Genomic DNA, 20734 nt, shown 5'->3' with positions numbered 1-20734 from the left:
TGAACCGATGAACAACGACTCACTGAACCTGGCCACGCTGGCCACCCTCGACACGCCCGCCGCCATCGTCGAACGCTCGCGCATGCAGCACAACATCGCGCGCATGCAGCAGCGCATGAACACGCTCGGCGTGCGTTTTCGCCCGCACGTCAAGACCACCAAGTGCGCCGACGTGGCCCGTGCGCAGCGCGATGCGGGCGCGCAGGGCATTACCGTGTCCACGCTGAAAGAGGCAGAGCAGTTCTTTGCCGACGGCTTCACCGACATCCTCTATGCGGTCGGCATGGCGCCGCACCGGCTGCCGCACGCGCTGGAGTTGCGCCGGCGCGGCTGCGCGCTGGTCATCCTCACGGACGGCGTGGCGTCGGCGCGCGCCATTGCCGAGTTCGGCCGCGCGCAGGGCGAGGTCTTCGAGGTGCTGATCGAGGTCGACACCGACGGCCACCGCTCCGGCATCCGCCCGGAAGAAGACACGCTGCTCGACGTGGCGCGCGTGCTGCACGAGGGCGGCATGCGCCTGGCCGGCGTGATGACGCATGCCGGCTCCAGCTACGACTTCGACACGCCCGAGGCATTGCGCGCCATGGCCGAGCAGGAGCGCGCCGGCTGCGTGCGCGCCGCGCAACGGCTGCGCGACGCCGGCCTGCCGTGCCCGGTGGTCAGCGTGGGCTCCACGCCCACGGCGCTGATGGCCGAGCGGCTCGACGGCGTGACCGAGGTGCGCGCGGGCGTCTATGTGTTCTTCGACCTGGTGATGCGCAACGTGGGCGTCTGCAGCGAAGACGACATCGCGCTGAGCGTGCTCACCACGGTCATCGGCCACCAGGCCGAGAAGGGCTGGGCCATCGTCGATGCGGGCTGGATGGCCATGAGCCGCGACCGCGGCACGCAGAAACAGAAGCGCGACTTCGGCTACGGCCAGGTCTGCGACGTCGAGGGCACGCCGCTTGGCGGCTATGTGCTCAGCGCGGCCAACCAGGAGCACGGCATCCTGTCGCACGAAGGCGCGCCCGATACCGGCATTGCCGCGCGCTTTCCGCTGGGCACGCGCCTGCGCATATTGCCCAACCACGCCTGCGCCACCGGGGCGCAGTTTCCTGAATACCACGCGCTGTCAGAAGACGGAAGCCTGGTGCGCTGGGGTCGCTTCCACGGGTGGTGATGGCATGGCGATGACGGGCGCGGCGGCTGCGTCGGCAACCGCCGCCGTGGCTGCGGGGTCGCTCCGCCCGCGGACGGCCGCGCAACGCCCGTAGGTGTCGTCGAAGCGCACGATGTCGTCTTCGCCCAGGTAGCCGCCGGTCTGCACCTCGATCACCTCCAGCATCGTCTTGCCGGGGTTCTCCAGCCGGTGGATGGCGCCCAGCGGCAGGTAGATCGATTCGTTCTCGCGCACCAGCGTGACCACGCCGTCGCAGGTGGCCTTGGCCGTGCCCTTCACCACGATCCAGTGCTCGGAGCGGTGGTGGTGCATTTGCAGCGACAGCTTGGCGCCGGGCTTGACGGTCAGGCGCTTCACCTGAAAGCGCTCGCCGGTGTCGATGCTATCGTAGGCGCCCCAGGGCCGCACCACGCGGCGGTGCTCGGTGGCTTCGGCGCAGCCTTCCAGCGAGAGCATGCGCACCACGTCGGCCACCTGTTCGGCGCAGCTCGCATCGGCCACCAGCACGGCGTCGGTGGTGTCCACGATGATCAGGTTCTCGGTGCCCAGCGCCACCACCGGCCGGTGCGGCGCATGCACGAAGGTGTTGCGCGCGTGCAGGGCGCTGGCCTTGCCGCTCAGGCGGTTGCCGGCTTCATCGGCCGGGTGCAGGTTGGCCACCGCGTTCCAGCTGCCGACGTCGCTCCAGCTGCCTTCGAACTTCACCACGGCCACCTCCTTGTGCTTCTCCAGCACGGCGTAGTCGATGCTGTCGCTGCGGCAGGCCGCGAAGGCGTCACGGTCCAGCCGCAGGAAGCTGCCGTCCGTCGATACGGCGGCGGTGGCGCGTTCGCAGGCCAGCAGAATGTCGGGCGCATGCGCGCGCAGCGCCGCGACCAGCGTGCGGGCCTGCACCAGGAAGATGCCGGCGTTCCAGCAATAGCCGCCATGCAATATCAGCGACACCGCCACGGCCGCCGACGGCTTTTCGACGAAGCGCATCACGGCCTGGCTGTGGCCGTCGCCCGAGGCTGCGCCGCCCTCGATGTAGCCATAGGCCGTGCTCGGAAAGCAGGGCACCACGCCGAAGGTGACGATGCGGCCGGCCAGCGCGGCCTCCACGCCGTGGCGCACGGTCTCGGCGAACAGTTCGGTGTCGGGAATGTGGTGGTCGGACGGCGCGAACAGCAGCAGGTCGTTTGCGTCGGCCAGCAGGGCCGCGCAGGCCATGGCCGCCGCGGTGTTGCGCGCCACCGGCTCCAATATCTGCCGGCCCGTGGTGCGGGCGGCTTCGGCCGCTTCGCGCACCAGGAAGCGGTGGTCTTCCGATGCGATGCAGGTGATGTCGGGGTTCAGGCTGGCCAGCCGCTCCAGCGTGAGCTGCAGCAGGCTCTTGCCGCCGACCAGTGGCGCGAACTGCTTGGGCAGCGCCTTGCGCGAAAGCGGCCACAGCCGCGTGCCGCTGCCGCCGCACAGCACGACGGGATGAATGGTGGTGGTGTTCATGGTGCGCCTGTCTTGTCGAGGGTTGATCGGATCGAGGCTGCTGTCGTGTCTCGGGTGTCTCAGGTGTCTCAAATGAGGCCCGAGTACGCCGCGTAGCTCACAGCCTGCGCGCGCGAATGCACCTGCAATTTCTTGTAGATGTTCTTGATGTGGGCGTTGACGGTCTGCCCCGAGATGCCCAGCTTGGCGCCGATCTCCTCGGTGACGTGGCCGCGCGCCACGAAGCGCAATATTTCGCACTCGCGGCGCGTCAGCACCGCCTCGCGCATCGGCGGCTCGAGCGGCGACACGCCGGTGGGCGGGTGGCTCAGCCGGCCCAGCAGCCGGCGCGCCAGCCGGGGCGTGATGGCCGCGCCGCCGTTCACCACCTGCAGCACCGCCTGCGCGAAGCTCTGCAGCCAGGCGTCTTTCAGCAGGTAGCCGGTGGCGCCCAGCTCGAAGGCATGCAGCACGTGCGCTTCGTCTTCCAGCGCCGAGACCACGATGATCTCGACGTTGCGGTGGTGCTTGCGGGCTTCGCTGATCAGGTCGAAGCCGCTGCCGTCGCCCAGCCGCAGGTCGACCATGAGCACGTCGAACTCGTGCGTGGCCAGCAGCCGCCGGCCCTCGCGCAGGCTGCCGGCCTGGCCTTCGAGTTGTATGCGCAGGTCGGACAGCAGTTCCTGCGCGATCACGCGGCGCATGAACTCGTCGTCGTCGACCAGCAGCACGCGCACGGGCGCGTCTTCCTGCCCGGTCAGGAAGCCGGGCCACAGCGGCGCGGCTGGCTGGCAGACACCCGGCGGATAGAGCGGCCGGCCGTCGGCGTGTTCGCCGGGGGAGCGGTATGCAGCTTCAGGCATTGGTATGTCCCAGGTTGGAGTTGATGAAGAGGGGCGTGGCCGCGGCAAAGACCGGGGCATTGCCTGCGGTATCGACCGTGGCGGGCTGCCGCACCGGATCGTCGAAGCCGTGCGGGTTGGCCGCCTGCCAGCGCCAGCAGTCCGCGCACATCTGGTCGAGCGTGCGGTGCGCGCGCCAGCCGAAGCGGGCGTAGGCATTGCGGGCATCGGCCCAGTAGGCGGGCGCGTCGCCGGGCCGGCGCGGGCCGATGCGCAGGGCGATGCGGCGGCCGCTGGCGCGCTCGAAGGCGTTCACCACCTGCAGCACGGAGGCGCCATGTCCCGTGCCCAGGTTGGTCATGCCGATGCCGGGTTGCAGCGCGGCGTGGCGCAGCGCCGCCACATGGCCCTCGGCCACGTCCATCACGTGCACGTAGTCGCGCACGCCGGTGCCGTCGATGGTGTCGTAGTCGGCGCCGTGCACCACCAGGTGCTCGCGCTCGCCCGCGGCAACCTGCGAGATGTAGGGCATCAGGTTGTTGGGCGTGCCGTGCGGGCGCTCGCCCAGCAGGCCGCTTTCGTGGGCGCCCACGGGGTTGAAGTAGCGCAGGCAGGCAATGCCCCAGCGCGCATCGGACTGCGCAAGGTCGGCCAGCAACTGCTCGACCATCGCCTTGGTGCGGCCGTACGGGTTGACGGCGGCGTACGGCGCGGTTTCCGCAATGGGCGAAGGCTGCGCGTCGCCGTACACCGTGGCCGACGAAGAAAAAACCAGCGTGCGCACGCCCGCGCGGGCCATGGCCTGCACCAGCGCCAGCGTGCCGCGCAGGTTGACGTCGTAGTACTCCATGGGGACGGACACCGAATCGCCGACCGCCTTCAGGCCCGCCAGGTGCACGACGGCATGGATGCGGTGCGCGGCGAACACGCGGTCGAGCATGGCCGCGTTGCGCACGTCGCCACGCACCAGCAGCGGTTCGACGCCCGTGATGCACGCCACCCGCTGCAGCGAACGCGCGTCGCTGTTGACCAGCGTGTCGAGCACCACCGGCAGATAGCCCGCCGAGACCAGCGCCACGCAGGCATGGCTGCCGATGAAGCCTGCGCCGCCGGTCACCAGGACCTTGGGGGCTGACTTGGGCATGTGCATCGGCTTGGGCATGGGCGTGGTCCTGGTATGCGGTGCCGTGTCAGCCGGCGATGCAGCGCCGCAGTTCCTCTTCGAGGCGCTGCAGGATCACGTTGCGGTCGAGTTCTTCTTCGGCGAAGCTGCGGCCGGCCGTGCCCAGCAGCTCGCGCGTGGCGGGCGACATCGAGAGCTGCTCGATGGCGTCGGCCAGCGCGGCGGCGTCGCCGGGCTCGACCACCACGCCGCGGCCCCACACGGCTTCGCTGAGCGCGGTGCCGGCGTGCGCGGTCACGATCACGGCGCGGCCGCTGGCGAACATGCCGCCCAGCTTCGACGGCATGACGAGGTCGGCGGCATCGGCGCGCTGCGGCAGCACGTGCATGTCGGCCATGCCCAGCAGCTCGTTCAGCCGCTCGACGGGCTGCAGGTCGAGAAAGTGCACGTTGGCCAGCCGCGTGCAGGCGTCCATCAGCGAGGCCCGGCTCGGGCCGTTGCCGCAGAACACGAAGTGCAGGTTGTGCGAGCACACCAGCAGGCGCGCCGCATCGGCCAGCACCTCGATGCCCTGCTTGGTGCCCAGGCTGCCCGCGTAGAGCACCACCAGCGCGTCGGCCGGAATGCCCAACTCGGCCCGCAGGCCCTGGGGCTGCGGCGGCGCGCCTTCGGCCAGCGGCGGGCGCTCGATGGGGCGAATGGCGTCCACGTCGACCCAGTTCGGGAACAGCACCAGCCGGGTTTCGTCCACGCCTTTTTCCAGCGCCTTGGTGCGCATCGTGGAAGAGATGCTCGACACCCGGTCGAACTTGCGCATCAGCCAGCGCTCGGCGGCCAGCGCGAAGCGCCGCACCCGCTCGCCGCGCAGCCAGCCGAGGCTGAACGCCGCGTCGACCTCGTAGTCCTGGATGTGCAGCCACGCGCGCGTGCCCAGCAGCTTGGCCAGGCACAGCGCGGCCGGCGCGCACGAGATGGGCGGCTCCACCACGAACACCACGTCGGGCTTCCAGCGCAGCTGCGCCAGCAGCAGCGGAATGCTCGACAGCGTGAAAGACAGCAGGTGCCCGATGCGCCCCAGCGCGCGGGGCTTCGACGGCACCCAGGTGGGCGCGCGCCACACAGTGATGCCGTTCCAGTCGGTCTTGCGGTAGGCCCAGGCCGAGTAGCCCTCGAACACCGCCCACTGCGGAAAGAAGGGCGGCGACGCGATCACGCGGACCTCGTGCCCGCGCGCGTGCAGCCACTCGGCCATTTCGCCCGAGTACTTGCCGATGCCCGCCAGCTCGGGCATGAAGTTCATCGAGTAGATGAGGATCTTCATGGCGCGGGCTTTCGCGCCAGCAGGCGCACGAGCGGGAAGAAGCCGAATTGCAGGCGCATGCGCGTTTCGTACAGCGCAAGGTCGGTTGCGCAGGCAATGAAGAACACGTAGTGCGGCTTGGTCGGGAACATCGCCACCACCACGGCGTACGACGCCAGCCGCAGCGCCACTTCGAGCAGCGCCCAGCCGCCGAGCGACCCCATCGAGGTCTTCAGCGAGAGCACCATTTCATGGTGGATGGTGTAGGTGCGCAGCAGGAAGTACGGCGCAATGCACAGGAAGATGGCGCGGGCCTCGTTGCCCAGCTTGAGCAGCGGCGCGGCCACCGAAATAAGCGCGGCCAGCCCGACGAACAGCCCGCAGCCCAGCAGGAACGACAGCTTGGCCAGGCGCAGCTTTTCGGCGGTGAAGTTGCCCGCGTCCGTCTCGAGCATCGCGGGCGTCTTGGTGACCAGGAAGGCCTGCACGAACTGCGACGGCGCCTCGGCCAGCAGGAACGCGAGCTTGAAAGCGCCCACGTAGCTCAGCGGCATGAAGTACGCCACGATGAGCAGGTCCGACTTGCGCAGCAGGAACATGAGCAGCGAATACACCGTGGCGCCGGCCTGCGACGCCAGGCCCAGCGCGGCCCGCCCGGCCGGTGGCGCCGCGCCGTTGCCCGGCAGGCCCACGGCCAGGCACACCACCACCACGGCGAACAGGTTGATGAGCAGCAGGTGCGCCACGCCCAGGTCGAAGCGCACCGCCACGCACAGGCCCACGCCCGCCACGAGGATGGTCGCGCGGATGCCGGCTTCGAGGTTGAGCAGGCCCGCGTGGCCCAGGCCGCGGCTGTACGACAGGCGCAGGCTGTTGAACGCGAACACCGCCAGCGTGGCCACCAGCAGCACGAAGGGCGCGTCGCCCACGGGCATACGCTGCAGCGTGAGAACGACCGTGACCAGTACCGTGGCCAGCGGCAGTCCGATGGCCAGCGTGCGCACCACGTCGCCACGCGTCACGCCCGGCGGCACGGTCGCGGCATTGCGCGAGAACAGCAGCGAGCTGCCCAGCGTGCCCAGCACCAGCGCCACTTCCATCACCGACTGGTAGACGGAGTACTCGCCGAAGCGCGCCGGCGGAATGCTGGCCGCCATCAGGAAGATGGCCAGGAAGCCCGAAAGGTATACATACAGCCGTGAAGCGAGAGCGCCCACGCCAGACAGCCAGGCCATCCGGGCACCGGGCAGGGCGATGGGCGGACAGAGGGGCTTCATGGCGTCGGCCGGTGCGGTGCGGGTTGGCTTACTTGCCGGCCGGGGCGCGGGCCACGCGGCCTGTGTCGAGCAGGCGGCGCGCGAAGGCGCCGGCGCGGAACACGTTGTTCCTGGCGCGGCGGGCCATCTGCAGCGCCCAGGTCACGGCGGCCATGGTGCGCATGTGGCCGCGCAGCGCGAAGGGCATGGCCATCTTGGCGCTGCCCTGGAAGTGCAGCGCCACCACGCGCGTCGTGCCGCCGGAGGTGCTGGTCAGCCAGGCCTTGCCGTCGCGGTACGCCACGCGCTTGGCGCCGCCGAGCACCTCGAACTCCTGCCGCACCAGGTTGTGCATGCCGTTGATGTTGTGGTCGATGACCGTGCCGTCGAGCACCCGGTTGATGGGCGCGTCGTTGCCGCTGGCGTGGGCCCAGAGGTAGAGCAGCGTCATGTCGGACACACCGCCGCGCAGGCCCCGCGCGGCAAAGCGCGCCGCGATGTCGCGCAGCTTGCGGCGGCCCGAGGGCGTGGCGTAGCTGTCGAGCACGCTGGCCACGAAACGGCGCAGGCCGTTGGCGGTCCAGTAGCTCACGTGCGGCGAGATCTGGCAGGGGTTCCAGCCATCGGCCGACTGCATGCTCGAACCCGCGAAATCGGCCTTGCCGGCGATGCGCGCGATGTGCGGCCCCGCGCCCTGGAAAAGCAGCACATCGCTGTCGATCAGCACGAATTCGCGCACATCGGGCTGGGATTCCAGAAACTGCGCAAGGAGAAAGTAACGCCGAAAGCAGATCTTCTCGAATTCGGGCGAGTTGCTCGACAGGTGAACGTAGGAGCGGCAGAAACGCTCGTAGGCCGGACCCGCATCGGTGTCCGACAGCACGAAAAGCGGTTCGCCGGCCAGCGCCGCCGCCTCTCGGCACAGCGCGAGGGTCTTGTTCTGTCGGTCTTCGACGACGATGAAAGGCAGGGGTCGGTTCATGGCGTTTGGATGTGGGTGGATGGGAGGTGACAGCGAGGGTCCGGTCCGGGTGCTCAGGGCTTGCGCGCCGTGACGCTTTTCATCAGCGCGACATGCGCGGGAAGAAAGCGGCCGGCGGCGTCGATGGGCATGTCCAGCGTGAAGAGGCCGCGCGCGGCGGCCGCTTCGGAAATCCAGTTGCGCAGTTGCGCGGCCGTGAAGCGCGCCGGTGCCTCGCGGCCCCACGAGGCGGTGAGCGGCGTCAGCACGTGCAGCGCCAGCTCCGATGGCGGGGCGGAAAGGTGCGCGGGGGGCTGCATGTATTCGCCGGCCATCAGGTTCTGGCAGGGCGCCGACTTGAGGCTGAAGCGCTCGGGGCCTTCGCCCGCGTTGAAGGCCAGCCAGCGGTTGCTGCCGCCCGTGCGGGCCGCGCCGCACAGCATCTCCCAGCCGGCCGGCGTGATGCCCTTGGTGTTGTAGGTGCCGTCGAACCACCAGCCGCTCACCAGCGAACCATAGCGCTCCGACCAGTCGCGGATCACGCTCGACCAGGCCGCGATGAAGCGGGCCGGCGGCGGCTCCTGCTCGAACACGTCGCCCAGGCAATCCATCAGCGCGCGGTCGGCCTGCGGCGCGCGAAACGGCAGGTAAAGAATGAGCGCGATGCCGCGGCTGCGCAGTGCCTTGCCGATTTCCATGGGCAGGTCGCGCGGCGGGCGGTTGGTGGCGCTGGCCGGGCACAGCACTTCGAGCGCGGCGTTGGGCGCGATGTACTGGCCGTTGTTCTGGCCGAGCGTCAGGATCAGGTGCGACGCGCGCATGTCGGCCAGCGTGGCCGCGAAGGCCTCGACGTCGAAGCGCCTGATCTCGTTGACCGATTGCTTGTCGGGCAGGTAGTGCACCATCACGCCGAAGCCCGGCACCGGCGCGCCCGCCGATGCAGCCGGCTGCGCGCGGCCGGCCAGCGGCATGGCCGCCAGCCACAGCAGGGCGGCGGCACGGCACAGGGCGTGGAGCAGGGCGTGGAAGAGCTGCTTCGTCATGGCATGGCCCTGGCCAGCGACAGCGTGCCGCGCTTGAGCATCAGGTAGCGCCCCGCGATGGCGGCGGGTGCGCAGGCGGCGGCATGGGCCCACACCGGATGCGTGCGTTCGTGGCGGGCCAGGTGCTTTGCCAGCTGGTACGTATCGCCCGGCGCGCTGCCCACGAAGAAGGCGTAGCCGGAGAACAGCTCGCGGTGCACCGGAATGTCCGACAGCAGCAGCGGCACGCCCAGCGTGGCCGCTTCGGCCGCCGAGAGGTTGAAGCCCTCGAAGGTCGACAGCGAGATGAACGCGGTGGCGCCCCGGTACAGCCGAAGCAGTTCTTCGCGGGGCACCAGCCCGCGGTGGCGCACGCTGCCGCGCACCTCGGGCGCCAGCGCCGCCACCATGCGCTCGACTTCGGCCGCGCCGTTGCCCGTGATGTCCAGGCAGTCGACCAGCCCGGCGCGCTTCATGCGCTCGAACAGCGCCAGGATGCCGCCGAAGTTCTTGTGCGGGTAATAGTGGTAGGCCGCGATGAGGTAGCGCTCGCCCGATGCCGGGCCTGCCGCTGCCGTGGCATCGGATGCAACTGTTGCCGCCGCGCCCCGGGGCGCGTCCACCGGGTTGAAGATCACCGTCGAATGCGCGCAGCGGCCGAAGTGGCGCTCGAAGTCGCGCTGGCTGCTGTGGCTGATGAACACCACGTCGGCCATGCTGCGCGCCGCGCGCCACAGGCTCCAGTCCAGGAACAGCCGCTTGCTGCGTTTGAAGTACTGCGGGTAGGCCTTGTACTGCAGGTCGTGGACGATGACGATCGAATCGCGGTGCCGCCCGAACAGCGAGAACGGCAGGAAGTAGTTGGGAAACACCGAGAACAGGGTCTCGCCCGTCAGCAGCGCGCGCAGCCGATGGAAGTTGTAGAGCAGCGTGTCAAACACGAAGCGGCTCACCTTCAGCCGCTGCGCCAGCGCGAACAGGCGCGGGTGCCGCTCGCTGACGGGCTCGATGTGGTCGTCGCGCGACTGCCGCATGTGCCGCAGCAGCACCTCGGACACGTTGAGCACGCCGCCCGACGCCTTGTTGAAGCGCACGGTGTCGTAGTAGAGGTAGGCGGCCATGGTTTGCGGCCTCATGCGTTCGGAAGGCCATGCCGCACGGCACGCGGAAGCGGCCGGCGTGCGCGGGAACTCAGGGCGCCGGCAATCACCGCGGCAATCAGGCCCGACACCGCGAACGGACCCCAGCCCAGAATCGGCCCGCGCATGAAGGGCACGTAGGCCGCGAGCAGCACCAGCGCCGACAGGTACGAGCCCGACAACGGGCGGTTCGGATCGATGGCGCGGTCGACCCACCGGAAACCCGCCGAGATCGCGAAGCCGAACAGCGCGGGCCCGGCCATGCCGAAGTCGAAATACGCCGTCGTGAAAGGCGGCAGCGAGAGGTTGCTCTGCGAGAAGTTGCCCAGGATGGCCGACCAGCCCAGCGGGTCGAATTCGGGAAACATCTTCAGGTTGCGCGGCAGGAAGAACGAAAACGCCGACAGCAGGTAGCGGCCCCAGCCAAGGTCGGGAATGGGCGCGCGCTCCAAAATGCCCGCCACCACGAACATGGCGTCGAAGTCCTGGCTGAACGGAAAGGTCGTGAGCTCTTCGCCCCACATGCTGCCGCGCGATATGAGGTTCAGCACCGGCCCCAGGCCCGCGATGGCGCCGAAGACGATGCCGGCGAGCAGCCAGCGCCGGCTGCGGCCCAGCGCATGGATCAGCAGCGGCAGCAGCCCGATCAGCAAAATCTGCCGCGGCGTGTTCACCGGGTTGGCAGCCAGCAGCGCCAGCGCGCCCGCCAGGCCCGCCGCGCACCACGACCAGGGCGTGCGGCGGCGCACGGCGTGGATGGCCAGCGCCACGAAGCACATCAGCACCACCAGCTTGGGCAGCGTCGAATAGAAGATGAAGTCGAGCGGCACGTTGTCTTCGCCGCCATCGGTGATGCCGCGCGCCACGAAGTTCAGCTCGGGCTTGATGAACAGCGTGGCAAAGGCGGCGAGCGAGCAGCTCAGCAGCAAGAGAAGAGGGTGGGCCACGCCGACAAGCCGCCGGTCGTGGCGACCCGGCAGGTGGGCCGGCGCATCGGGCACGCCCAGCCGCGCGGCCTCCACGCCGGCCATGTACAGCAGCAGGAGCATCAGCGCCTGCGTGTGCGACGCCGTGCGCATGATGCCCGCGTCCCAGAAGGCCACGTCGTGCGAGATCTGCATCGCCGGCGCGAGCGAGAAGTACGTCAGGATGGCCGTGTAGTGGATCAGCAGGAACACGCTGGCGCCGGACGAGCCGAGCATCGAGATCTGGAGCAGCGACAGCGCGAACACCGCCATGTAGCCCCACGCCGGATCGACCAGGCCGCACAGCATGGCGCAGACGATGCCGGACCAGAAAGAGAGGGTTCGCATGGCGGGCCTGTGGTTCGGAGTGGGTGGGGCCGTGGTCGGGTGGGAGGGGGATGAAGGCCCGGCCTCAGGCGTCGATGCTCATGGGCGTGTGGTAGCCGTGGCGCTGGAGCAGCGCGCGGCGCTTGGCCAGCTCCAGGTCGCCGGCGACCATCTCGCAGATCATCTGGTCCAGCGTGATCTCCGGCACCCAGCCCAGGTCGTCGGCCGCCTTCGAGGGGTCGCCGCACAGCGTCTCGACCTCCGACGGCCTGAAGTAGCGCGGGTCCACCCGCACCAGCACGTCGCCGACGCAGACGGCCGGCGCGTCGTCGCCCTCGATCGCGGCGACCACCGCGACTTCATCGACGCCCGTGCCTTCGAACACCAGCGAGATGCCGAGCTGACTGGCCGCCTTGGCGACGAAATCGCGGATGCTGTACTGCACGCCGGTTGCGATCACGTAGTCGACCGCCGTCGGCTGCTGGAGCATCAGCCACTGCATGCGCACGTAGTCCTTGGCGTGGCCCCAGTCGCGCAGCGCGTTCATGTTGCCCAGGAACAGGCATTGCTCCAGGCCCTGCGCCACGTTGGCCAGTCCGCGCGTGACCTTGCGGGTGACGAAGGTCTCGCCGCGGCGCGGGCTCTCGTGGTTGAACAAGATTCCGTTGCAGGCGTAGATGCCGTAGGCCTCGCGGTAGTTCTTGGTGATCCAGTACGCATACAGCTTGGCCGCGCCATAGGGGCTGCGCGGATAGAACGGCGTGGTCTCGCTCTGGCGGCCTTCCTGCACCAGCCCGTACAGCTCGCTGGTGCTGGCCTGGTAGAAGCGCGTGCGCGATTGCAGGCCCAGCAGCCGTATCGCTTCGAGCAGCCGCAAGGTGCCCAGCGCGTTGATGTCGGCCGTGTACTCCGGGCTCTCGAAGCTCACGGCCACGTGGCTTTGCGCGCCGAGGTTGTAGATCTCGTCGGGCTGCACCTCCTGCACGATGCGCGTGAGGTTGCTGCCGTCCGACAGGTCGCCGTGGTGCAGGTGCAGGTGGCGCTCGGCCTTGGCGTGCACGTCCGAGTAGAGGTGGTCGATGCGCCCGGTGCTGAACTGCGACGTGCGGCGCTTGATGCCGTGCACCTCGTAGCCCTTGGCGATGAGCAGTTCGGCCAGGTAGGAGCCGTCCTGGCCCGTGATGCCGGTGATGAGTGCACGCTTAGACATGGGCGGCCTCCTGGGCGCGGGTGGGGACGGGAATGTGGAATTCCCGGGTGCCCAGGAAATCGGCGTAGGTGCGGCGCAGCCCTTCGGCCAGCGGCACGGTGGCGTGCCAGCCGAGGCTGGCGGCGCGCGACACGTCCAGCAGTTTTCGCGGCGTGCCATCGGGCTGCGACAGGTCGTAGTGGATGCTGCCGGTGTAGCCCACCACCTCGCGGACCCGTTCGGTCAGCTCGGCGATCGACACGTCTTCGCCCGTGCCCAGGTTGATGTGGCCGCGCATCGCGTCGGTGTGCCGCTGGTACTCGGCGCGCGACAGGTTCATGACCGCGATGCAGCCCTCGACCATGTCGTCGACGTACAAGAACTCGCGCCGCGCGCGGCCGCTGCCCCAGACCGGCACGCTGGGCGCGTTGTCCATCTTCGCGATGTGAAAGCGCTGCACCAGCGCCGGCACCACGTGGCTGTTTTCCGGGTGGTAGTTGTCGCCGGGGCCGTACAGATTGGTCGGCATCACGCTGCGGTAGTCGATGCCGTGCGTGGCGCCGTACTGGCGGTTGTAGCTCTCGCACAGCTTGAGCCCCGCGATCTTGGCAATGGCATAGGGCTCGTTGGTGGCCTCGAGCTTGCCGTCGAGCAGGTATTCCTCGCGCATCGGTTGCACGGCCAGCCGCGGATAGATGCAGCTGGAGCCCAGGAACAGCAACCGCTTCACGCCCGAGACGAAGGCCTGGTGCGTCACGTGGGTGGCGATGGCCAGGTTTTCGTAGATGAACTGCGCCGGGTAGGTCATGTTGGCGTGGATGCCACCGACGCGGGCCGCCGCCAGGTAGACCTGGTCGATGTGCTCCGTCGCGAAGAAGCGGGCCACGGCCGCCTGGTCCAGAAGGTCGAGCTCGGCGCGGGTTCGCGTCACCACGTCGTGGCCCAGCTCGCGCAGGCGCCTTGCCGTCGCCTGGCCCACCATGCCGCGATGACCTGCAACAAAGATACGCATATGTGCTTTCGGCGAAGAGGTTGATGAAGTTCGAGGGGAGACGAAAGGGAAATGGAAGTACGCAGTGGCTAGCGCGATCCGCGCGCGCCGGTCACCACGCCGAAGGTCTTCAGCAGAATCGCGAGGTCGCGCCACAGCGACAGGTGCGCCACGTACTCGGCGTCCATCGCGGCGCGCCGGCGGTAGCTGATCTCGTTGCGTCCGCTGATCTGCCACAGGCCCGTGATGCCCGGGCGCACCGCGCAGTAGTGGCTCCAGTAGTCGCCGTACAGCTCCTTCTGCGCGAACATGCAGGGGCGCGGGCCGACCATGCTCATGTCGCCCTTGAGCACGTTCCAGAACTGCGGAAACTCGTCGATGCTGTACTTGCGCAGGAAGGCTCCGAAGCGGGTGATGCGCGGGTCGTGCTCCAGCTTCTGGTAGATCGCCCATTCGCGCCGCGCGGCCGGGTTCTGGCGCAGGTGGCGCGCCAGCACCGCGTCGGCGTCGGCCACCATCGAGCGGAACTTGTAGAACTTGAAGACGCGGCCGTCCTTGCCGTAGCGCGGCTGCATGTAGATGGCCGGGCCGCCCGAGGTGTAGCGCACGCCGAGCCAGATGAGCGCATAGGCCCAGCCGAAGAACACGAAGAACGAGCCGGCCATCGCAATGTCGGCCGCGCGCTTGGCGTGGCGCAGCCAGGGCGCGCCGCCCAGTGGCCCGTACGCCGAGGTATTGGCGGCCAGGCCGCTGCCCGGGCCCCGCCCGGCGGTGGAGGAAGACGAAGTGTTGGTGGAACGAAGCGTGTTCATGATGCGGCGTGCTCCGGTTCGATGCGTTTGGGCATGACGGTGTCGGCCGTGTCGAGCGCGTAGCCGGGTTCGGTGCGCGCCGCCGGGGCCTGGCCGTAGTAGCCGTAGCCATAGCTGCGGTGCTGGCGCTGCGAGGTGTCGACCGCGTTGAACACCACGCCATGGAAGGCCGCGCCCACGTGCGACAGGCGGCGGCTGCTTTCGATCAGCTCGCCCATCTCGCTGTTGTCGGCGCGGGCCACCAGCAGCAGCGTGCCCATGCTCGGCGCCATGGCGGCGGTTTCCGAGGCCAGCAGGGTGGGCGGCGCATCGATGATCACTACGTCGTAGCGCGCCGACAGCATGGCCAGCGTGTGCGCGAAGGCGTCGCTGGTCATCAGCCCGGCGGGGTCGGGGTGCAGCCGGCCGGCGCTCATCACGTCCAGGTTCAGCAGCACGCGGTGGTGAATGCCTTGCTCCAGCGGCACGCCGCCCGCAAGCACGTCCGACAGGCCGTCCTTGCGCTGCAGGCCGAACTCCTGGCTCAGCGTGCCGCGGCGCAGGTCGCCGTCGATCAGCAGCACGCGCTTGCCGGAGGACGCGAGCAGCGTGGCGAAGTTCGACGACACGAAGGTCTTGCCCGCGCCGGCCGTGGCGCTGGAAATGAGCACCCGATTGTTGGGCGCGCCCAGCATCGCGAACTTGAGCGCGGTGCGCAGGCGGCGCAGGCCTTCCAGCGCCGGGTCTTCCACGTGCAGCGCCGCCAGCACCTTGATGCCGGGCTTGCCGTTGCGGATGGCGCGGTCGAGCACGCGCTGCTGGGTGCTCAGCGGAATGGTGCTGTACACGCTCAGGCCCGTGATGGCCTCGATGTCCTCGGGGTTGCGAATCGAGCGCTTCAGGTTCTTGCGTGCCAGCGCCGCGGCGCCGCCGAAGAACAGGCCGCCCGCCAGTGCCAGCGCCACCACGATCAGCGGCTTCGGCCGCACGGGCTTCTCGGCCAGCAGCGCCTGGTCGAGCACGCGCACGTTGGCCACCTTGCCTTCCTTGGCCAGCCGCATCTGCAGCGAGCTGTTCAGGAGCGTGGCGTACAGGTCGGTGTTGACCTTGATGTCGCGCTGCATGCGCAGCGAGTTCTGCTGCAGCATGGGCATGCGGCGGATGCGGCCGTCGACCGAGCCCAGCTCTTTCTTGAGCGAGGCGATCTGCGCGTCGAGCGTCTGCACCATCGGGTGCGCGGCGGTGAAGCGGCCCACCAGGTCCAGCCGCTTCTGCTTGGCATCGAGCAGCTTGGCCTGCAGGTCGACGTTCTGCGACAGGGCATTGCGGGCCTCGTCGTCCAGGCTGATGGTGCCGTTCTGGTTGCGGTACTGGTTGTAAGCGTCTTCGGACTGCTCCAGCTGCTGCTTGAACTTGGGCAGCTCGGTGCCCAGGAAGCTCAGCGCACGCTCGGCCTGCACGGTTTTCTGGTCGATGTTCTGGCGCACGTACAGGCGGGCGATTTCGTTGAGCACGTCGGCCAGCTGGCCGCGGTTCTCGGCCTGCAGGCTCACGTCCATCACGCCCGACTGCTTGCCTCTCTCGACCACGCGCAGGTCTTTCTGCAGGCCCAGCAGGGTGAGCTGCTTGGACGAACGCACCAGCTCGAAGGCGCCGCCGGGCAGGGCGTCGATGGAGCCCACCAGCAGATGCAGCGCGCCGCCGGGCACGGTGGCGTCCAGCGGCACGCCGACGGTTCCCTTCAGCGGGGTGTCCAGGCCCGGGTTGGTCAGCGTGTAGTTGCCACCGACGCCCGCGATGAGCGTGAACTTCTTGCCTTCGAACGCGGGCGGCACGTCCATCTGCGCCACGGAAATGCGCTCGGTGCCCGAGACGTAGTTGCCCATGCCGAAGAGGCCGGGGGTCGAGAGCTGGCTCGAATGCCGCGCCAGGAACTCGCCCACCACCGGGATGTAGCGCGGCGTGGCGCGAATGAACAGGCGGGTGTTCTCCATGGCCTGGCCCAGCACCATGCGCGAGCGCAGTATTTCGGTTTCGCCGGCGGTCGGTGTCTTCACGCTGATGCCTCCGCCGCCGTTGGCGTCGCCGGGAAAGTTGCCGCCCGCGCGCTCGGGGTCCTCGACCTGGATCAGGATGTTGGCCTCGTACACGCGCTGCCCGAACAGCGCATAGCTCACGCCGACCAGCAGGGCCAGCCCGACGATGACGCCGATCAGCCATCGGCTGTCGATCAGGATGTCCAGGTATTCGTGGAACCGGGATTCCCGGGGCCACGCCGTGCTCTCGATCACCGTCACGGGGGCGGCCGCGGGTGCGGGAAGCGAGGGTTGCCAACGCGCGTTCATGGGGTTCACCTTTTTCCTGTTTCTCTGAGACGGGACGGGCGGGATGGGCGCTCAGCGGCGCGCGGTGTCGCGGGCCAGGTTGATGACCTGGGCGGCCGGCAAGATCAACCCGAACACGCGGCTCCAGGTGACCAGCGGCACGCGGTCGACGTACACCACGTCGCGCGGCTGCAGCTCGAAGCGGTCGGCCAGCGCCAGCGCCGTCGGGTTCTTCGCGTTCAGGTTGAAGACCTGCTGCACGTCGGCGTTGTCGGGCGAGTTGCGCACCACGTAGATCTGGCCGGGGTCCGACGTCGTGAGGTCGGGTCCGCCCGCGTCGCCCAGCGCCTCGTTCAGGCTCAGGCGGCCGTTGTTGCGCATCGGCAGGGCGGCCGGCGACTTGACCTCGCCCATCACGTAGACGCGGCTGTCGTCGCGGGTGGCCACGTTCACCACGTCGCCGTTGCGCAGCGGAATGCCGTTGCCGTCGAAGCCCAGCGACTGGATCATCGGCAGGTTGAGCTCGGTCGACACGCCGCCGCGCGTCAGCGTGATGCGGGCGCGGTCGCCGGAGGGCGTGAAGCTGCCGGCGCGGCTGATGGCTTCGGACAGCGTCATCGGCACGTCGGTGAAGATCTGCAGGCCGGGCGTGCGCACCTCGCCCTGCACGTAGGCGCGCTGGCTGCGGAACGACTGGATGCGCACCGAAACCTGCGGGTCCTTGATGAACGACTTGATGCGCCGCGCAATCAGCTCCGAGGCGCCGCTTTCGGTCAGGCCCTGCAGCTTGGTGCGGCCGATGTAGGGAAAGAAGATTTCGCCGTTGGCCCCGACGATGAAGCCGGGTGCCACCGTCACGCCGGTCGGGTCGCCCTGCTGGGCGATCACCGCGCCGGCGTTCGGCAGCAGTTCGGGGTGGTCGTACACGATGATGCCGACCACGTCGCCCGGCCCGATGGTGTAGACCGGCGCGCTGGTGAACAGGCGCTTGATGTTGTCGGGCAGGGTCTTGGGCTTCTGCGCGATCTGCGAGCGGATCAGGTCGGGCGTGATCTGTATCACCTGCCCGGTGCCGCCGGAGGCCGTGCTGTCACCCGTGGTGCTGGTATAGCCCAGTGGCCCGACCGAGCCGAAGCCCGGCGCGCAGCCGCCCAGCGCCAGCAGGCCGAGCGACAGCAGCAGGGCCAGGCCGAGCCATCGCAAGCGCGCCGCGGCCTCTGCGTGCGCCTGGGCTGCGAGAAGGCGCGTTTCGCTTGAGTGTGTCGCTGGGTCGTGGCGTCGCATGGTGATCTCCTTGACGGCCGGTGGGCTGTTGTGGGTGCGCGGGTTGAAAAGGTTGAGGAAAAAAGGCCTTGCCAGGTTTTGCTTCAGGGCGCGGCCCAGGTGGTGGGCATGGTGTGTTCGGTGCCTGCGAGCGGGCGGACCTGGCTGCGCTGGCCGGTGCTGCTGGCACCGAGGCAACGGTCGGTGACCCAGTCGCCGACCGCCTGCAGGAAGCGCCGCTGTCCCTGCTCGGTGCAGACGGTGTGGTCGACCTCGCCCATGAACTCGTAGTGCAGCGACTGCGTGAAAGGCTGGCGGGCGAACGCGCCGAGCTGGTCGCGGCCGCGGTCGCACACATGCAGCGAGCCCGAATACAGCAGCTGCACCGCCACCTTGCGTTCGACCAGTTGCCGCAGCGCGGCGCCGAACCACGCCGCATTGGCATCGGGCGCGCGCCGCTCCGCAAAGAAGCCCGGCAGCGGCGTGGTCGAGTGGCTGCGCAGGAAGTGGCGCTGGAGCCAGCGCTTGGCCTTGCCCGGGAAAGAAGGGTGCGCGGGCGCGGCCAGCGCGCGGCGCAGGTTGCGCTCCCAGCGGGCGCGCCGCTCCGGAAAGGCAAAGCCGTCGAACAGCGACACCGCCACCACGCGCGCATCGGCCAGCGCCGCCGACATGGCGTGTTCCACGCCCGAGCACATGCCGACGACCACGAACTGCCGTGTGCCCAGCGTGCGTTCGGCCACGTCCATGGCGGCCCGCAGGCTGTGCACGGCGCGCGTCTTCAGGTCGGGCGAGGTGTCGAGCGCGTCGCTGTCGCCGATGCCGCCCAGGTCGAAGCGCAGGCTGCTCACGCCGCGCGCGGCCAGCACGTGCGCCAGCTTGACGTTGATGCGGCGCGGCCCGACCCGGTGGTTGGCGCCCATGTTGAACATGAGGCAGGCAATGTTGCCGGGCGACTGCCGCGCGGGAACCGTGAGCATGCCCACCAGTGCGTCGTCGGGGCCGAAGCGCAGCGGCGTCTGGGTGGCGGTGGTCGAGTCATTCATGAAGAGCCCCCTGGAGGCGGTTGAGCGCATCGGCCGGAACCATCGCGCTGTTGGGGTAGGGGTCGGCCGTCCAGTCGAGCTGGTGGCTGAAATACGCCAGGCGGACCGGCATGTGGCGCGACTGCTGGTCGGCCGCCCATTGCGCGGTGCGTTCGTCGTCGGGCTCGGCCAGCACCAGCGTGTCGTGCAGCGCGGTGAGCGGCAGCGAATCGGGCACCAACGCCGCCAGTTGCGCGCGCAGCGCGGGCGACAGGGCCGTGCCCAGCGCTTCCTCGGGCAGCGCATCGGGCGACTTCAGCAAGCCGTTGCGCCAGGCCAGGTCGGGGATGCAGAAGGTGGTGTCGATGGCGGCCACGTGCTGTTCGCGCAGCAGCCGCGCGTAGCGGCGCCCGTCGATCACCGGCTCCCACAGCACCAGCCGCACCGGGTCGCAGCGCCCGCTGCGCGCGGCCAGCACGGCCAGCGTGGCGCCGAGCCGTGCGCCGACCCACACGATGGCCGCGCCCGGCGCGCGCCGGCGCAGTTCCTCGTGCGCCGAGCACAGGTCGCGGCGCCATCCGTCCAGCTCGCCTTCGCTCTCGTTGCCGGGCGAGTCGCCCGAGCCGTAGAAGTCGAAGCGCAGCGTGGCAATGCCGGCGCGCGAGAGGCGCTCGGCCAGCACCTTGAAGAAGCGATGGGTGCGCAGCCCTTCCTGCCCGAAGGGCGGGCACAGCAGCACCGCGGTGTCTTCCGCGCGCTCCGGGTCGGCGGCATGGAACACGCCGAAGACCTGGCGCGAGGCCGGCCCGAACATGAGCGGCTCGAAGCGGTTCATTGAACGGCCTCCGCGCTGCGCGATGCAATGTTGTTGGCGCGTTGCACGTACGCGCCGCCGGTAGCAGGCCCGAACGACGAGGCGCGCGCTTCGGTCTGGCGCCATTCGGCGAGCGACGCCACGCTGTCGATCCGCGCGGGCGCCGGCCCCAGCACCAGCCACAGGATGCGGCCGGCCACAGGCAGCTCGACGCTGCGGCGGTCCGGCGCAATGCCGACCTCGAAGCTCTGCGGCGACACCAGCAGGCCCACGCCGATGGCCTTCAGGCAGGCTTCCTTGCGCGTCCAGCAGGTCAGGAAGGCGTGCTCGCGTTCGCGCGCGGGCAGGGCGGCCAGCGCATCCTGCTCGCGCTGCGTGAAGTGCGTGGCCGCGAGCGCCGCCGCGTCGGGCACCGGGCGCAGCATCTCGACGTCGGCGCCCAGCGGGCCGCGCCGGCCGATGGCGATCAGCGCCAGCCCCTGGCTGTGGCTCAGCGAGAACTGGGTGCGCGCGGCGGCCGGCAGTGAAGGCTTGCCGAAGGAGCCGGTGGCCATGTTCAGCTCGGCCTGGTTCAGGCCCGTGTGCTCGCACAGTGCCTGCCGCAGCGCGATGTGCGCGGCCACGAAGCGCTGCCGGTCGGCGGGAAAGCGGAAGCTGGCGGCACGCGCGCATTCCTCCTTCGACAGCACCTGCGCCGGCAACAGGTCGGTGAAGCAGTCCAGGTCGACGTACCGGCACACCGGTGCGTCGATCGACAGGGCTTGGCAGGCGCTGTTCAT

The 20734-nt window shown here is 69.4% G+C and carries 18 protein-coding genes; 1 reads left to right on the top strand and 17 read right to left on the bottom strand.

The genetic code is table 11. The annotated features are described in order from the left end of the window. The first annotated feature begins 7 nt into the window (after positions 1-7). On the top strand, positions 8-1162 hold the full coding sequence (locus DBV14_RS30960; RefSeq protein ID WP_124465401.1) for a DSD1 family PLP-dependent enzyme: 1155 nt from the start codon (positions 8-10) through the stop codon (positions 1160-1162). On the opposite strand, the gene DBV14_RS30955 is transcribed toward DBV14_RS30960, so the two are convergent. From DBV14_RS30955 to DBV14_RS30875, 17 genes are all read right to left on the bottom strand, one after another. Next, complete coding sequence (locus DBV14_RS30955; RefSeq protein WP_124465399.1) at positions 1115-2647, bottom strand: mannose-1-phosphate guanylyltransferase/mannose-6-phosphate isomerase; 1533 nt, start codon at positions 2645-2647, stop codon at positions 1115-1117. The genes DBV14_RS30960 and DBV14_RS30955 overlap by 48 nt on opposite strands. 68 nt (positions 2648-2715) lie before the next feature. Continuing rightward, on the bottom strand, positions 2716-3489 hold the full coding sequence (locus tag DBV14_RS30950) for a response regulator transcription factor (RefSeq protein ID WP_124465397.1): 774 nt from the start codon (positions 3487-3489) through the stop codon (positions 2716-2718). Continuing rightward, the gene (gene galE, locus DBV14_RS30945; RefSeq protein ID WP_260397293.1) at positions 3482-4630 is read right to left on the bottom strand and encodes a UDP-glucose 4-epimerase GalE; all 1149 of its coding nucleotides are present in this window, start codon (positions 4628-4630) and stop codon (positions 3482-3484) included. Before galE ends, DBV14_RS30950 begins: the two co-directional genes overlap by 8 nt. A 28-nt stretch (positions 4631-4658) precedes the next feature. Further along, positions 4659-5912, bottom strand: coding sequence for a glycosyltransferase WbuB (locus DBV14_RS30940; RefSeq protein ID WP_124465395.1), 1254 nt, complete (start codon positions 5910-5912; stop codon positions 4659-4661). Beyond that, positions 5909-7168 carry a polysaccharide biosynthesis protein gene (locus DBV14_RS30935; protein ID WP_124465393.1) on the bottom strand — a complete coding sequence of 420 codons (1260 nt, stop codon included), beginning with the start codon at positions 7166-7168 and terminating at the stop codon, positions 5909-5911. Before DBV14_RS30935 ends, DBV14_RS30940 begins: the two co-directional genes overlap by 4 nt. A 28-nt stretch (positions 7169-7196) precedes the next feature. After that, entirely contained in the window at positions 7197-8129 is a 933-nt protein-coding gene (locus DBV14_RS30930) for a hypothetical protein (RefSeq protein WP_124465391.1), read from the bottom strand. Between the two features lie 53 nt (positions 8130-8182). After that, positions 8183-9151: a hypothetical protein gene (locus DBV14_RS30925; RefSeq protein ID WP_124465389.1), complete on the bottom strand. Its 969-nt coding sequence runs from the start codon at positions 9149-9151 to the stop codon at positions 8183-8185. Further along, a complete protein-coding gene (locus DBV14_RS30920) occupies positions 9148-10251 on the bottom strand; it encodes a glycosyltransferase (protein WP_124465387.1) in 1104 nt (367 codons plus the stop codon). The genes DBV14_RS30925 and DBV14_RS30920 overlap by 4 nt, the downstream gene beginning before the upstream one ends. Positions 10252-10262: 11 nt before the next feature. Beyond that, a complete protein-coding gene (locus DBV14_RS30915; protein ID WP_124465385.1) occupies positions 10263-11582 on the bottom strand; it encodes a hypothetical protein in 1320 nt (439 codons plus the stop codon). Between the two features lie 64 nt (positions 11583-11646). After that, positions 11647-12771, bottom strand: a complete 1125-nt coding sequence (gene gmd, locus DBV14_RS30910) for a GDP-mannose 4,6-dehydratase (RefSeq protein WP_124465383.1) — start codon at positions 12769-12771, stop codon at positions 11647-11649. After that, positions 12764-13762, bottom strand: a complete 999-nt coding sequence (locus DBV14_RS30905) for a GDP-L-fucose synthase (RefSeq protein WP_124465381.1) — start codon at positions 13760-13762, stop codon at positions 12764-12766. Before DBV14_RS30905 ends, gmd begins: the two co-directional genes overlap by 8 nt. A 68-nt stretch (positions 13763-13830) precedes the next feature. Continuing rightward, positions 13831-14553, bottom strand: a complete 723-nt coding sequence (locus DBV14_RS30900; protein WP_124465379.1) for a sugar transferase — start codon at positions 14551-14553, stop codon at positions 13831-13833. Then, positions 14550-16877 (bottom strand): polysaccharide biosynthesis tyrosine autokinase, encoded by a 2328-nt coding sequence (locus tag DBV14_RS30895; RefSeq protein ID WP_124465377.1) that lies wholly within the window; start codon positions 16875-16877, stop codon positions 14550-14552. Before DBV14_RS30895 ends, DBV14_RS30900 begins: the two co-directional genes overlap by 4 nt. A gap of 51 nt (positions 16878-16928) precedes the next feature. Then, positions 16929-18140, bottom strand: coding sequence for a polysaccharide biosynthesis/export family protein (locus DBV14_RS30890; protein ID WP_124465375.1), 1212 nt, complete (start codon positions 18138-18140; stop codon positions 16929-16931). Positions 18141-18223: 83 nt separating this feature from the next. After that, on the bottom strand, positions 18224-19162 hold the full coding sequence (locus tag DBV14_RS30885; protein WP_124465373.1) for a hypothetical protein: 939 nt from the start codon (positions 19160-19162) through the stop codon (positions 18224-18226). After that, positions 19155-19976 carry an alpha/beta hydrolase gene (locus DBV14_RS30880; protein ID WP_124465371.1) on the bottom strand — a complete coding sequence of 274 codons (822 nt, stop codon included), beginning with the start codon at positions 19974-19976 and terminating at the stop codon, positions 19155-19157. The genes DBV14_RS30885 and DBV14_RS30880 overlap by 8 nt, the downstream gene beginning before the upstream one ends. Beyond that, positions 19973-20734 carry a 4'-phosphopantetheinyl transferase superfamily protein gene (locus tag DBV14_RS30875; RefSeq protein WP_124465369.1) on the bottom strand — a complete coding sequence of 254 codons (762 nt, stop codon included), beginning with the start codon at positions 20732-20734 and terminating at the stop codon, positions 19973-19975. The genes DBV14_RS30880 and DBV14_RS30875 overlap by 4 nt, the downstream gene beginning before the upstream one ends.

The sequence above is a fragment of the Variovorax sp. KBW07 genome, assembly GCF_003852515.1.
GTDB lineage: Bacteria > Pseudomonadota > Gammaproteobacteria > Burkholderiales > Burkholderiaceae_C > Variovorax.
This window is presented reverse-complemented; position numbering and strand designations above follow the sequence as displayed.